The sequence below is a fragment of the Helicobacter sp. MIT 11-5569 genome, from assembly GCF_000765695.2.
GTDB lineage: Bacteria > Campylobacterota > Campylobacteria > Campylobacterales > Helicobacteraceae > Helicobacter_D.
In genome coordinates this window covers 321683-335033 of the sequence record NZ_JRPB02000001.1, presented here as the reverse complement: position 1 = coordinate 335033, position 13351 = coordinate 321683, and the positions used below count along the sequence as shown (strand labels likewise).

The 13351-nt window shown below is 34.9% G+C and carries 13 protein-coding genes, 1 tRNA gene and 1 pseudogene; 7 read left to right on the top strand and 8 right to left on the bottom strand.

Annotation, left to right across the window (positions count from 1 at the left end; all coding sequences use genetic code 11):
* Position 1 precedes the first annotated feature (1 nt).
* Together rnhA and LS70_RS01660 are read right to left on the bottom strand one after the other, a co-directional pair.
* Positions 2-427 carry a ribonuclease HI gene (gene rnhA, locus LS70_RS01665; RefSeq protein WP_034288645.1) on the bottom strand — a complete coding sequence of 142 codons (426 nt, stop codon included), beginning with the start codon at positions 425-427 and terminating at the stop codon, positions 2-4.
* Complete coding sequence (locus tag LS70_RS01660; RefSeq protein ID WP_034288648.1) at positions 402-1508, bottom strand: tetratricopeptide repeat protein; 1107 nt, start codon at positions 1506-1508, stop codon at positions 402-404. The genes rnhA and LS70_RS01660 overlap by 26 nt, the downstream gene beginning before the upstream one ends.
* Before the next feature lie 126 nt (positions 1509-1634).
* On the opposite strand from LS70_RS01660, the gene dnaG reads away from it, so the two are divergent.
* The 5 genes and pseudogenes from dnaG to LS70_RS10410 all read left to right on the top strand — a co-directional run bounded on the left by dnaG (position 1635) and on the right by LS70_RS10410 (position 6096).
* A complete protein-coding gene (dnaG, locus tag LS70_RS01655; RefSeq protein ID WP_034288651.1) occupies positions 1635-3314 on the top strand; it encodes a DNA primase in 1680 nt (559 codons plus the stop codon).
* Positions 3292-4269, top strand: coding sequence for an argininosuccinate synthase domain-containing protein (locus LS70_RS01650; protein WP_034288654.1), 978 nt, complete (start codon positions 3292-3294; stop codon positions 4267-4269). Before dnaG ends, LS70_RS01650 begins: the two co-directional genes overlap by 23 nt.
* Positions 4270-4272: 3 nt before the next feature.
* Positions 4273-4872 (top strand): nitroreductase family protein, encoded by a 600-nt coding sequence (locus LS70_RS01645; protein ID WP_034288657.1) that lies wholly within the window; start codon positions 4273-4275, stop codon positions 4870-4872.
* Between the two features lie 117 nt (positions 4873-4989).
* Positions 4990-5601, top strand: a pseudogene (locus LS70_RS10415) (methyl-accepting chemotaxis protein); the annotation flags it as partial.
* Between the two features lie 30 nt (positions 5602-5631).
* On the top strand, positions 5632-6096 hold the full coding sequence (locus LS70_RS10410) for a CZB domain-containing protein (protein WP_442906989.1): 465 nt from the start codon (positions 5632-5634) through the stop codon (positions 6094-6096).
* A gap of 97 nt (positions 6097-6193) precedes the next feature.
* On the opposite strand, the gene LS70_RS01635 is transcribed toward LS70_RS10410, so the two are convergent.
* Positions 6194-6270: transfer RNA gene (locus tag LS70_RS01635), tRNA-Arg, on the bottom strand.
* Between the two features lie 59 nt (positions 6271-6329).
* On the opposite strand from LS70_RS01635, the gene LS70_RS01630 reads away from it, so the two are divergent.
* The gene (locus tag LS70_RS01630; RefSeq protein WP_034288711.1) at positions 6330-7172 is read left to right on the top strand and encodes a metal ABC transporter solute-binding protein, Zn/Mn family; all 843 of its coding nucleotides are present in this window, start codon (positions 6330-6332) and stop codon (positions 7170-7172) included.
* Between the two features lie 72 nt (positions 7173-7244).
* Here the strand turns inward: LS70_RS01630 and LS70_RS01625 are convergent, their stop codons facing one another.
* A complete protein-coding gene (locus LS70_RS01625; protein ID WP_034288706.1) occupies positions 7245-7529 on the bottom strand; it encodes a DUF362 domain-containing protein in 285 nt (94 codons plus the stop codon).
* 152 nt (positions 7530-7681) lie between these two features.
* Here LS70_RS01625 and LS70_RS01620 point away from each other — a divergent pair, with 152 nt between their 5' ends.
* The gene (locus LS70_RS01620; protein WP_138109294.1) at positions 7682-8602 is read left to right on the top strand and encodes a radical SAM protein; all 921 of its coding nucleotides are present in this window, start codon (positions 7682-7684) and stop codon (positions 8600-8602) included.
* Between the two features lie 53 nt (positions 8603-8655).
* Here the strand turns inward: LS70_RS01620 and LS70_RS01615 are convergent, their stop codons facing one another.
* Genes LS70_RS01615 through LS70_RS01600 form a run of 4 tightly spaced genes read right to left on the bottom strand, consistent with a single transcriptional unit; the run spans position 8656 to position 13255 of the window.
* Positions 8656-9876: an ABC transporter permease gene (locus tag LS70_RS01615; RefSeq protein WP_034288700.1), complete on the bottom strand. Its 1221-nt coding sequence runs from the start codon at positions 9874-9876 to the stop codon at positions 8656-8658.
* A gap of 13 nt (positions 9877-9889) precedes the next feature.
* Entirely contained in the window at positions 9890-10573 is a 684-nt protein-coding gene (locus LS70_RS01610) for an ABC transporter ATP-binding protein (protein ID WP_034288697.1), read from the bottom strand.
* Positions 10573-11826, bottom strand: a complete 1254-nt coding sequence (locus tag LS70_RS01605; protein ID WP_138109293.1) for an efflux RND transporter periplasmic adaptor subunit — start codon at positions 11824-11826, stop codon at positions 10573-10575. The genes LS70_RS01610 and LS70_RS01605 overlap by 1 nt, the downstream gene beginning before the upstream one ends.
* Positions 11813-13255, bottom strand: coding sequence for an efflux transporter outer membrane subunit (locus tag LS70_RS01600; protein WP_081949715.1), 1443 nt, complete (start codon positions 13253-13255; stop codon positions 11813-11815). Before LS70_RS01600 ends, LS70_RS01605 begins: the two co-directional genes overlap by 14 nt.
* Between the last annotated feature and the right edge of the window lie 96 nt (positions 13256-13351).

Sequence of the window (13351 nt, the reverse complement as noted above, 5' to 3'; positions counted from 1 at the left end):
CTTAAATATTTTTAAATTTTAATGCTTCTTCTTTAGCAATTTTATCACAACGTTCATTTTCATTATGCCCATTATGCCCTTTTACCCATTGCACTTTGATATTATGGGGTTTTGCTGCGATGAGATAACGTTGCCAAAGTTCTGGGTTTTTGACGTTTTTGAAATTTTTAGCAATCCAGTTTGGAAGCCATTTGCTAATGCCATCTAACACATATTTAGAATCGCAAACTACAAGCACTTCGCAAGGCTCTTTTAAAGCTTCTAAACTAACAATAAGTGCTGTTAATTCCATTTGATTATTAGTCGCTTTCTTTGCACCACCGCTTAAAATTTTTTCGTGATTGCCATAGCGTAAGATTCCACACCAACCGCCAAAACCCGGATTTCCTAAAGAAGAACCATCACAGAAAAGAGTAACACACTTCATCTTGCTTTTCCTTTAAAAATACAAGGGTTTTAGAAGTTAGCAACTCATCACAATGCGGACAGCGGTCAAAGGCTAAAGGGGAAGTCCCAGAACAATTTGTGCATTGATAGCTAAAGCGTAAATCGCCTTGATAACTCTTATTTGCACGCAATAAACATAATGCTTCTAACTCAAAGATCGCTTTTTGTGAAGCACTAAGCGATAGGATTCCTTTTGCTTCTAAAATCTCTTTTAAGATTCTAAGATTATTTGCTTGTGTGGGCAGATTTTCTAATTCTTCTAAAATCTCTTGTGGAATCTCTTTTTGACTCCATAATAAATCTAAGATTTGCAAAAGGGAATCTTGTGGAATCTCTAAGACACATTGCCAAAATAAAGAAGGGTAGTAATCTTTTAAAAAAGTCATAATAAGACGCATTAAGCGAGGTTCTTTTTTTAGAGTTGCAAGGAGCTTTGCTGGAAGTTGTTTTTGGGTGATTTGTGTGTGATTTTGAGAGGTAAAAATAAGAATTTTGGTTTGTAAATAGGATTGGTGTAATTGTGTGCCACCTTGAATTTCTTCTAAACAATCTAGTGCATTTAGCGCATCTTCAAATGCGTTTAATTCTTCATAAATTTTAATCAGCGCATTTAAAGTCACTGGATTGCGTGGATAATGGTGTAAAATCTCAAGATAAATTTCTTTAGCGCGCAAAGGGAATCCTGCTTTTGTATAGACAAGCCCTAGAGATTCTAGGATTGGAATCTTATCTAAAGGATTTTTAATAGAATCCAAAAGTGTCGTATAAAGACGGATTGCTTTTTCATAATTTGCGCTTTTTTGATACATTTTTGCCATAAACAAAAGAGAAGGAATAGGATTTGGGCTTAGGGCTAGGAATTCTTTAACTTCTTTATCAAAGCCGATATAATCAAAGCTTTCCATAAATTTACGCAAAGATTCTTGTTGTTTTTTACTAATAATGTAATTCCAATAATAGCCAAACAAACTCACAAGTCCAATGCAAAAAATTAGAATCACGATTCCAAATAGTGGGTCGCGATACTCAATATTGCTTATAGCGTATTCAAAAAAATCCACTCTATCCCTTTTTTAAAAAATCCACACATTATAACAAAACTTATAGGTTAAATTTTGTAAAATGCGTGCGTTTTTAATTTTTTATAAAAAGTAAAGTTTTAGAGTTTAAGAAATTTTGGAGTAAAGTTGATACAGCAGCAAAGCATTGATGCGTTAAAAAATCAATTAGATATTTTAGAAGTAATTAGCCATTATATTGAAGTGAAAAAAATGGGAAGCAGTTATAAGGCTTGCTGTCCGTTTCATCAAGAAAAAACTCCTAGCTTTGTTGTTAATGCAAATAAGGGCTTTTATCATTGTTTTGGTTGTGGTGTAAGTGGCGATTCCATAAAATTTGTAATGGAATATGAAAAACTTAGCTATATTGAAGCGATTGAAAAACTTGCACAATTTTATAATGTGCATTTAGAATATGCGCAAAAAACTCAAAATAACGATAGTTATAAGATTATGGATTTTATGAATCATTATTATCAAACAATGCTAAATTCTGAAGTAGAATCTTATCTAAAAGAGCGTGGAATCACAATGGAGACTAAAACACGCTTTGAGCTTGGATATGCTCCACAAAATCATGAGATTATGGCGTATTTGCAACGCAATATGGTAAATTTACAAGATGCGCTGAATCTTGGAATCTTAGGAGAAGATATAGAAAATGGTGTTAAACGCTATTATGCGCGTTTGGTCCAACGTTTGATTTTTCCTATCCGTTCTGCACAAAATAAAATTATCGGCTTTGGGGGGCGCACACTTGCAAATCGCCATGCAAAATACATTAACTCACCCCAAACTAAACTTTTTAATAAATCACAAATTTTATATGGGTATCCACAAGCAAAAGAAAGCATTTATCGTTTAGAAGAGGTTATTATTACAGAAGGGTATTTAGATACATTAATGCTCCATCAAGCAGGATTTACAAATGCAGTTGCAACACTTGGAACAGCACTAACTAAAGAGCATTTGCCTTTGCTTGCAAAAGGGAATCCAAAGATAATTTTAGCCTTTGATGGTGATAAGGCAGGAATGCAAGCAGCTTTTAAAGCAGCAATGTTGTTAAGTATTGCGAATAAACAAGGGGGTGTGGTGCTCTTTGATGGCGGATTAGACCCTGCAGATATGGTAAAAAATGGTGCAATAGAAGAATTAAAAAGCTTATTTGATGCTCCAATTCCATTGATTGATTATGTTTTAGAGAGCATTTTAAAACGTTATGATTTACAAAATGCAGTGCAAAAGGATAGTTGCTTAAAAGAATCGCTAGAATATTTACACCAGTTATCCCCTGTGATTCAAGAAGAATATAAAATTTGGCTTGCTAGACGTTTGGCATTACCAGTGCATTTAATCCAAGTTACAAAACAGCAAGCTTATAATAAAAGCACTATAAAAAATGTGCCACAACCCACACAAGAAAGCTTTTATGGTTTAGTAGAGAAAATTATTATTAAAAGTGTTTTAGAAAATATGGAGCTTTTAGAATTTGTGCTTGATTATTTAGAACCCAAAATGTTTCATACACAAAGGGAAGCATATGAAAAACTTTTAAAAAACGAGCTAGAAGATTCTTTGTTAATTGGAATCTTATTAGATGAGAGAATAAAACCACAAGATAAGGAGCATTTAAAACAGCAAATTATTATGGTTTTATACCAACATTATGACCAAAAGCGCAAAGAGTTATTGCATGATAATGGTTTATCTTTGCGCGAAAAGTCATTTTTGTTGCGTAAATATCAAAAATATTTAGAAGATTTAAAAAAAGGAGATTTATTGCTTTATGAAAGCACTAGCGTTATTTAGTGGTGGGCTTGATAGCTTGCTTGCAATTAAAATTATTAAAGATTTAGGCATTGATGTTTTGGCGTTGCATTTTAATATTGGTTTTGGAGCAAAGCGCGATAAAAGTGAAATTTTGCGCCAGCGTTTAGACCAAGTGGGTGTAGAGTTAAAAATTATAGATATAAGAAAGCAGTTTTTTGAAGATGTGCTGTTTCAGCCAAAATTTGGTTATGGAAAGTATTTTAACCCATGCATTGATTGTCATGCAAATATGTTTGCGCATGCTTTATCAATGCTTGAGAGTGAAGGGGCGAGTTTTGTAATTAGTGGAGAAGTTTTAGGACAACGTCCTAAAAGTCAAAGAGCAGAGGCTTTAGGACAGGTAGAAAAACTTTGTAAAGCAGAGGGCTTAATTTTGCGTCCAATGTGTGCAAAATTATTACCTATTACAATTCCAGAGCAAAAAGGTTGGGTGGATAGAGAAAAACTACTTGATATTCACGGAAGAGGGCGCGAGCGACAATTACAGCTTGTGCAAGAATATGGATTAGAATATTATGAAAATCCCGGAGGGGGTTGTTTATTGACAGAAACTTCTGTGGCAAATAAAATTAAAGATATTCAAGCACATCGTGAAGTGGTTTTTGAAGATATGGAGCTAGTGAAGTTTGGTCGCTATATGATTTTACCAGATGGCGGCAGATGTGTGATTGCTAGAAATGCAGAAGAAAATGAAAAATTAAATTTCGAGCACCCTAAAATGAGCAAAATTGAGCTTTTAGATTGTATTGGTCCTTTAGGACTTGTAGAAAATTCAGCAAGTTTAAGTGATAAACAACTTGCTATAGCACTTACGCTTTTGTATGGAAAGTCAGAAGCAGACAAAAATTATCAAGTGCGCTTTGAAGGCGAAGAGTTAGAGGCAAAAGCATATGTTAGTAAAGAGAAAGCAAAAGAATTTTTAATTAAGGAGTAAATAATGGAATTTTCAAAAATCATTCATACGCGCTATTCTTGTAGAAATTTTAAGGATTCTATGCTTAAAGAGCAGGATTTAGAATTTATTTTAGAAGCGGGTCGTTTAGCACCTAGCTCTTTAGGATTAGAACCATGGATATTTTATGTTGTGCAAGATTCTAAAAAGAAACAAGAGATTGCAAATATTGCAAATCATCAAAGCCACGTGGAGCATTGTGGGGCGATTATTATCATTGTTTCACGTTTAGATTTTGGCGAGTATTTTGAAAGTAAGCTTAGAGAGCGGAATCTCAAAGAAGAAGAATTGCAAAAACGTTTAAAACTCTATAAGCCTTTTATTGATGGAATGCATGAAGAGAGGAAATTAAGCTATGCTAGAGAACAAGCACATTTGGCTTTGATGAATATGGCAAATGCTGCAACTTCTTGTAATCTTGCATCGTGTATTGTGGGTGGATTTGATAATAGAGCTTTAGATAAATATTTAGGATTAAGCAGCAAAGAAAAGAGTGCTGTAATGCTTGTAGTTGGGGAGTCAAAAGATTCTACAATTCCAGAAAAGATACGAAACTCTAAAACAGAAGTTATAAGATTCCAATAATAGAAAGCTTTATTAATTTTAATATTATTTGAAGTTTAATGATAATTAGTGTATAATCAATCCTAATTTTTTTGATTAAATTATAGTTAAATAAAAATTCAATGCGGGGAGTTTTCTATGTTTGGCAATTTAAAAAAAGAGCAGGAATTAGTTGCAGAAAATAGGGCATTGCATACGAAAATTGAACAGCTTCAAAATGCACTGCGTCAGCAAAACGAAGAAAATGAGAAAAAAAATGCCTTATTAGCAGAATTTCACGAAAATAAAGAAAAATCTGCTATTTCTAATGGAATCTTTAACGCAGTTATGGGGTCTTGTGCGAGAAATCTAAAGATTCTACAAGATAATTTTGCATCGTCAGTAGAAATGTTGGAGGGTGCAAAAAGTGCTTCAGCAGACAATGCTGAACAAACAAAATTATTAGAAAAAGCAATTATGGATAGTGTGTGTCAGGTTACAGAACGTTTAAATAGTTTTCAAGGAATGATTCAGCAAGTTTATCAAGATTTGGATTCCATTTCTAATGTGATTAATCTCATTACAGATGTAAGCGACCAAACAAATCTTTTAGCATTAAATGCCGCTATTGAAGCAGCAAGAGCAGGAGAGCACGGAAGAGGATTCGCTGTTGTTGCTGATGAGGTTAGAAAACTTGCAGAACGCGCACAAAAAGCAACAAAAGAAATTGAAATGAATATTCAAGTGTTGCGTCAAAATTTCTCCGAAGTGCAAACTTCCACAGAAGAAATTGTAGATGATATGCATGAGGTAAATGATGAGGTGGCAAAATTTGTAGAAGTTGGAGAAACATCTATGGAAGTAAGACAAGATTCTGCAAATGTGTTAGATACGACATTTATTGGTCTTGTAAAACTTGATCACTTACTCTTTAAAATTAGGGGATATAAAGCAATTTTAGAGGAAGATTTGGAGATAGATCTTGCCTCTCACCATGATTGTCGTTTAGGAAAATGGTATGAACAAGGAGTTGGAAAAGAGGCGTTTGGACATTTAGAAGATTATCGAAGTTTGGAATCTCCGCATGCAGGAGTTCATGACTCTTTTAAAGGTGCAATTGAAATTTTAAAGAGTCAAGGTGTAGAAGGTAACTCTGAAAAAATTTTAGAATTCTTACAGCAAGGAGAAGTGGCTTCTGATAAAGTTGTTGAAGTGCTTGATAAAATGCTTGATGCAAAAATTACAGAGCGTAATAATCGCCATTGATAGATTTTATTTAAGCGATTTTTGTATTATATGTGTTCATAGTTAGAAGTAAAAGAATTTGATAAACCCTTGATATGTAAGAGGAAATTTTATTTGTTGGTACGCTCAGAGGGAGTCGAACCCCCAACCCTCAGATCCGAAGTCTGATGCTCTATCCAATTGAGCTATGAACGCTTTTAAAAAGAGAATAATATCCTAAAAACATTTAATACGCATTAAATAAGGAATTAAGAATGAAAAAGATTTTAATATTTGCTTGCTTGTTTTTAAATATTACATTTGCGTTTGCGCGTGATGTGGTCGCAGTAAGTATTCCAATGCAAAAGGAATTTGTTGGGAAAATTGCGGGGGAATTTTATGATGTTGTTTCTCTTGTAACTCCGGGGATTAATCCACATGATTTTGAGCCAAAAGCGTCAGATATTAAAAAGATTAATAAAGCTGTGGCATATTTTTCTATCGGAATTGAATTTGAAGAAGCTTGGATTCCACGTTTTAAAGGGCAGAATCAAGCAATGAAAATTTTTAATACAAATGCTAATGTTGCACTTATTAATTTTACGCAAAATGAACACAATCACGCACATGATGAACATGGAGATACACACATTTGGCTATCTCCTAGTAATGCAAAAATTATTGCAAAAAATATCTTTGAAGGATTAAAAAATCTAAACCCTAAAGAGGATTTCTCCAAAAATTATCATGCACTAATTAGCGAGATTGATGAAGTAGATAGAGAGTTAAGAGAGATTTTAAAAGATTTACCCAAACATCAAAAATTTGTCGTGTTTCACCCAATGCTTGGATATTTTGCTAGAGATTATCATTTAGAAGAAGTTTCTATTGAAGTGGAGGGAAAAAGTCCAAAAATGCAAGAGATGATTGCTGTGATTGAAGCAATAAAGCAAGAGAATCTTAAAATGGTTTTTGCTCAGCCAGAATTTTCTGCAAAAGCTGCAGAGTTTATTGCAAAAGAAAGTGGTGCAAAATTAGGATATTTTTCACCTTTACAAACACCTTGGGGAGAAAATTTATTAAATTTTGCTAAAACACTTGCGGAGTTTCAAAAATAAAGTTTTAAAAGGAAAAATTGTAAAAGAGATTAAAAAGATACAGAATCTTAAAAACCCAAGAGGGTTTTAAGATTATTCTACAACTGGTGTATGTGCATTTCTCTTATCATCACCAATATCTTCTCTATGTGATGGAGAAGCAGCAACAGCGTCCCATACAATACAGCCTTCTGTAGGGCAAGCAGATGCACAAGCAGGCTCATCATTATGCCCCACACATTCTACGCACTTGTCATTATAGACGAAATAGCATCCATCATCATTTGGGTTATCATCTTCATCAACAATTGCTTCTACTGGGCATTCATCAATACAAGCACCACACGCGATGCAAATATCAGTAATTTTAACTGCCATAATTTCTCCTTTTGATACTTAGATTAAGTGGTGAGTATATAGAAAAGAATATAAAATCTAGCTTCAATCAAGAAAAATTATAAAAGTTTTGGACAAAATTAGTGTAGAATCTCCCTTGAAAATTGAGCGAATATAATCAAAAGGTTTTTTTGATGGATATTATTTTTGGACCTGTGCAATCAAGACGCTTTGGCGAATCTTTGGGGGTGGATTTATCGCCAAAACTTAAGCAGTGTAATTATGATTGTCTTTATTGTGAATTGAGAGGCAAAAAAACACAAAGTGAAATGCAAGAGATTTTAGAGGTTGATGAAATCTTAGAAGCAGTTAGACAAGGTTTAGCAAAGTTTCCTAATGTGGAATCCCTTACTATTACAGCAAATGGAGAACCTACACTTTATCCATATTTGTATGAGTTAATGCTGCGTTTAGAAGATATTAAAGAGAGTAAGCAAACTTTACTTTTAACAAATGGCGCATTGCTGTGGGAACCATGTGTTGCTAGAGCTTGTTTGTTCTTTGATAAAGTGAAGTTTTCTTTAGATGCAATAAGTCAGAATGTCTTTAAAAAGATTGATAGACCGCATAAAGAGATAGATTTAGACCGTATTTTAAAAGGAATTTATCAGTTTAGTGCAGATTTTAAAGGTGAGTTATATGCGGAGATTCTTTTTGTAAAAGGTGTCAATGATGATGCCCAAGAGATTCAAGAAATGGCTCGATTTTTAGCACCTATGCCACTAAAGCGTTTAGATGTTAGCACCATAGACCGCCCTCCTGCTTATAAAGTGGAATCTTTAAGTGTGTCAGAATTAGAAGAGATTGGTAAAATCTTTTTACGCTATCAGATTCCAGTTTTTGTGCCAAAGAGAACTTTAGTTAAAAAACAAGAAAACTTAGAATTAAATAGAGAAGAGATTGTAAAAACACTTGCTTTGCGCCCGATGAGTCAAGAAGATATTAATACACTTTGGAGTGCGCAATCAAGAGAGATTTTAGAATCCTTAGTAAAAGCACAAAAAGTAAAAATCAAAAGCATAAATGGAGTTAATTTTTATGCCCTAGAATCATAAAGTCAATAAGATTTGCCAAATACTTTGGAATTTTTATCAGTATTCTTTTTTATCTACTCGTGTCGCAAAGCATCAATTGGGTTTAGTCTTGAAGCGCGGCGCGCAGGAAGATAACCAAATAAGATTCCAATAAATGCTGAAAATACAAAGGCAATTAGGGCAATACTATAATCAAAGTTGAAAGGCAAATCCATCGCATAACAAATTCCAAATGAGCCAAAAAATGCCAAAACTACTCCTAAGATTCCACCAAGCGCACTTAGGGTGAGTGATTCTATCAAAAATTGCAACAAAACTTCACTTTGCATTGCACCAATTGCTAAACGTGTGCCAATTTCTCGTGTGCGCTCTGTTACAGAAACTAGCATAATATTCATAATCCCGATTCCGCCTACAATCAAGCTCACTCCAGCAATCGCACCTAAAAAAATCGTCAAATTTGCGGTGGTGTTTTGCATCATTTCAATGATTTGCTTTGTATCCATAATTTCAAAATCATCTTTTTGCCCCTCGCGAATGTTGCGAATCTCGCGTAATGCACTAGCAATCTGCTGGCTTGCGAATGTGGAATCTACATTGTCCTTAAGAGAAATCATAAGCCTTGAGATATTATAAAGTGTGCTAGATTTGGAAATACTGCGTTGGTATGTGCGAAGTGGTAACAAAATCACATCATCTTGGTCATTTCCCATTGCTCCTTGTCCCTTTTCTTCTAGCACTCCGATACATTCGCATACGATATTTCCAAGTCGGATTCTACTGCCTAAAGGATTTGTAGAAGATTTATCAAAAAGGTTTTTTCTAACACTTGTGCCTATAATGCAAGTATTGCTTCCTGCACGATAATCTTGTGCGCTAAAGGTCGTTCCTGAAGTAACATTCCAATTTGTCGCGATAAAATAATCTGTATTGACGCCTTGAATTTGTGTTTGCGTGTTTTCTTGACGAAATTGCACAAGACTAGAAGTCATAGAAATAGGCGCGATTGCGCGTGTGAGGAATCCAACTTGCAAATTTAATGCCTTGATATTTTCCAAACTAAAAAGTCTTCTGCCACCACCTCCCACATTTTGGTTGCGCGCAGGAAAAACAAGTAAAATATTGCTTCCTAAGCTACTCATACGCTCGGTAATAACTTGTGTTGTTCCATTACCAAGCGTAATCATAATAATCACCGCACCTACGCCAATAATGATTCCAAGCATTGTCAAAAGTGCGCGCAAAAAATTTCGTCTTATCTGGCGAAATGCGAGAAAAAAGGCGTTAAGTATCATTAATTTGTTCCTTTTATGCTTTGGAATCGCTTTGAATCAAGCCATCTAAAAAGACAATTTCACGCGTTGCGTATTGTGCCATTTCTGGTTCGTGCGTAACCATTAAAATTGTGATTTTGGATTCTTGATTAAGACGCACTAGAATTTCCATAATCTCTATACTTCTTTTAGTATCTAAATTGCCTGTTGGTTCATCTGCGAGCAAAAAAAGTGGTTTGGAGGCGATTGCGCGGGCGATTGCTACGCGTTGTTGTTGTCCCCCACTTAGTGCATTACTTTGATGATTATGCCATTTTTCTAAACCTACCATTTCAAGGGCTTGCATTGCGGTTTTTAGGCGTTCCTTTTTTGGGATTTGACGATACAGCAGAGGAAGCTCAACATTTTCTAATGCAGTTGTGCGTGGCAAAAGATTGAATCCTTGAAAAATAAAACCGATATAATTACGGCGCAAAAGTGCTTTTTGCTTTAGGTTAAGATTGCTCACATTCACTCCGCAAAACTCATAAATTCCGCTTGTTGGGCTATCTAAACAGCCTAAAATATTCGCCAAAGTGCTTTTTCCACTTCCACTTGGTCCCATAAGTGCGACAAAATCACCCTCTACAATCTCCAAATCAATTCCTCGCAAAGCTTCAAAAGAGTTTGGAGGTTTGCCATAAGTTTTATGAATCTTTTGCAAGGATATAAAAGACATTACTTTTCTTCTTTTTGTGCGACAATCACTGACATACCGGGCTTAATAGAATCGCTAAAGATTTGCGTTAGAGTTCCATCACTAATGCCTACTTCTATTGTAATTTCTTTAGGCGCACCCTTTTCTAACACCCAAATGCTAGAGTTTGCTTTAGGTTTGCTTCCATCTCCTCGCGTTCGTGTTGGACGTATTGAAAAGGAGCTCAACCCAGAAGTTTTAGTAGAATCTTTACGTTTGGTTTGCGGGGTAAAATAAAGTGCGCTAGAGGGGACTAATAATGCGTTTTTGGCAGAATCTGTTACAATATCTGCTGTCGCACTCATTCCGGGTTTAAGCAGTAAATCTTGATTGCTCACATAAATGCGTGCTTCATAGCTTACGATATTGTCTGTGCTTTCACTTGCGCCGAAATTCACCCTATCCACAATAGCTTCAAAGGTTTTTTGGGGATAGGAATCTACGCTAAATTTCACATTTTGCCCTACTTTGACTTTGCCAATATCTGCTTCAGAAATGCTAACATTAAGTTCCATTTCTTCTAAACTTTCAGCGATGATAAAAAATTCTGGTGCTTGAAAACTCGCTGCAACACTCTGCCCAACTTCAATGGAGCGACTAAGAACAACGCCATCAATGGGGGTTGTAATATGGGCATTTTTCAAATCCACTTGTGTGGAGCGAATCGCAGTTTCAATCTCTTTAATACTTGCTTGACGAATTTCCACTTCGCTTATAGCCGCATTGTAAGCAGTTTTTGCAGTTTGTAAATCAAGTTTGGAGGGAGTTTTGCCATTGGTGGTTTTAAAAAGTGTTTGAAGCTGTTTGTATTGCCATTGCTTCTCCTCTAATGCTACTTTAGAGCTTTTTAGCTGTGCCTTTGCGCTTTGGAGTTGCGCCTCATAACGATAAAGGTCTTGCTCAATGCTTTCACTATCAATTTTTGCTAAAACTTGTCCTTTGCTCACCTTGTCATTCACATCAACAAGCACTTCAAGCACGATTCCAGAAATGACTGAACCGATAGAAACTTCGTGCGTTGGAGAAAGTGTGCCATTGGCACTAATGCTTGTAGAAATATCTCCTAAAGTTGCCTCTTGTGTTGTATAAGAGTAGTTAGGTGCTTTATTTTGCCACCAAAATATTAAACCACCAAAAAGAAGAATCCCTAAAAGCGTAGCTGTTAAAAGTGTAATAAGTTTTTTATAATTGCGCTTAGGGTTTAGTGTTTGTAAGATTTCTTCAGTTGTCTGCATAAGATTCCTTATGTAAGTTTAAGTTCCCTCCAAAGGCTTTATAGAGCGTAACAAGTGTTTTTAGGTTCTCGCTTTGTGCGGTATTTAATGATTTTTGAGCATTGTTTAAAGAAGCACTATTAAGCGCATGTTCTAATGTATCAATAAGCCCTATTGTGTGGCGATTGAAAGAAAACTCATAATAATTTTGTGCATTTTTCAAGCGTCTATGGCTGTTTTGGAGCTGTGTTTGTGCGCTATTTGTGTTAAAGCTTGCGTTTTCAATTTCAAAAAATGCGTCTTTTAGGGATTTTTGAAGCGTTAAATAGGATTCCTTGAGTAAAGCATCTTGTAAAAAATAATTTTGTGTCAGTTGGGTGCGATTAAGAATCGGTGCGCTTAGAGAGCTTGCAAGCCCCCAAGCGAGATTTCCGCTAGATTGTGTTGTGGAATCTAAAATTTCTCCAATGTTAGCACTAATAGAGAGAATAGGGAATAAACTTGCTTTTGCATTAGCTTTTGTGTAGATTTGTGCATGCAAACTAAAAAGTGCGGCTTTAATATCAGGGCGTGATAATAGCGTATCTGCTGGAAGATTTGCGAGATTAAATTGTGTTTTTGGTTGGGGTAAATTTTGTTGGATTCTAAATGGAAGCGTTGATGTATCAAGCAAGACTAATAAGGCATTTTTACTTTCTTCTTCAATACTTTTTAGGCGTTCTAATGTGTTTTGTTCTTCTGTTAAGAGGTCTTGTTTTTCAAAAAGTTCTGTGCTATCTAGCAAGCCATTTTCTACTTTTAAGCGCGTTAGTTCTAGAGCATTTGCATAATGTGTGATATTATCTTGCGTGAGAATTAAATTTTTTTGTGTTTCAAGCAAGGTAAAATAAAGTGTGGCAATATCTGAAAATAGAGTGATTTTAGCATTTTCTAAATCTTGCAGCGATTTTTCATAAAGAGATTGCTTAGCATTTTTTGTCTGTCTTAAACGTCCAAAAAGGTCAAACTCCCAAGAAAGAGTCGCACCAATTTGGGTAGAATAGCTATGTGTTTTAATCACAGGAGTGGTGTTGCTACGACTTTTAGAAGTCTCTGTGTTTAAGCTTCCATTAATAGTTGGAAACAAATCCCCCCACGCAGTTTTTAATTGTGCTTGTGCTTGTAGGATTCTTGTTTGTGTGATTTGTAAATCTAAATTTTTTTGTGCAGCAATCTCTAAAAGTGCATCAAGAGTGGAATCATCAAATAAAAGCCGCATTTGTTCTATGGGAGTAGAATTTTGTATTTTTTGGTTTGTGTTTTGAGAAATAAGACTTATGTTTGTGAAATTTGGCATTAAGTCTTGTGTGAGTGATTTATTATCAGGAATTTTAGCAGAACAAGCAATAAATGTGAAACATAGTGCATTTAAGATTCCATATTTTAAAGCAATCTTTAGAAATTTTTGCAAAGCACTCTCCTTAAAACTTAAAGTGTATTTTACAAAAAAAGCATAAAGTAAACGTTAAGAACATTTTAATGTTTTATAAAATTGTGTTGTATTAAC

What these genes read in the sequence shown, in the direction of transcription:
- rnhA (WP_034288645.1), bottom strand. Translation starts at nt 427, where the DNA reads ATGAAGTGTGTTACTCTTTTCTGTGATGGTTCTTCTTTAGGAAATCCG.
- LS70_RS01650 (WP_034288654.1), top strand. Translation starts at nt 3,292, where the DNA reads ATGAAAGCACTAGCGTTATTTAGTGGTGGGCTTGATAGCTTGCTTGCA.
- LS70_RS01645 (WP_034288657.1), top strand. Translation starts at nt 4,273, where the DNA reads ATGGAATTTTCAAAAATCATTCATACGCGCTATTCTTGTAGAAATTTT.
- LS70_RS10410 (WP_442906989.1), top strand. Translation starts at nt 5,632, where the DNA reads ATGCATGAGGTAAATGATGAGGTGGCAAAATTTGTAGAAGTTGGAGAA.
- LS70_RS01630 (WP_034288711.1), top strand. Translation starts at nt 6,330, where the DNA reads ATGAAAAAGATTTTAATATTTGCTTGCTTGTTTTTAAATATTACATTT.
- LS70_RS01625 (WP_034288706.1), bottom strand. Translation starts at nt 7,529, where the DNA reads ATGGCAGTTAAAATTACTGATATTTGCATCGCGTGTGGTGCTTGTATT.
- LS70_RS01620 (WP_138109294.1), top strand. Translation starts at nt 7,682, where the DNA reads ATGGATATTATTTTTGGACCTGTGCAATCAAGACGCTTTGGCGAATCT.
- LS70_RS01615 (WP_034288700.1), bottom strand. Translation starts at nt 9,876, where the DNA reads ATGATACTTAACGCCTTTTTTCTCGCATTTCGCCAGATAAGACGAAAT.
- LS70_RS01610 (WP_034288697.1), bottom strand. Translation starts at nt 10,573, where the DNA reads ATGTCTTTTATATCCTTGCAAAAGATTCATAAAACTTATGGCAAACCT.
- LS70_RS01605 (WP_138109293.1), bottom strand. Translation starts at nt 11,826, where the DNA reads ATGCAGACAACTGAAGAAATCTTACAAACACTAAACCCTAAGCGCAAT.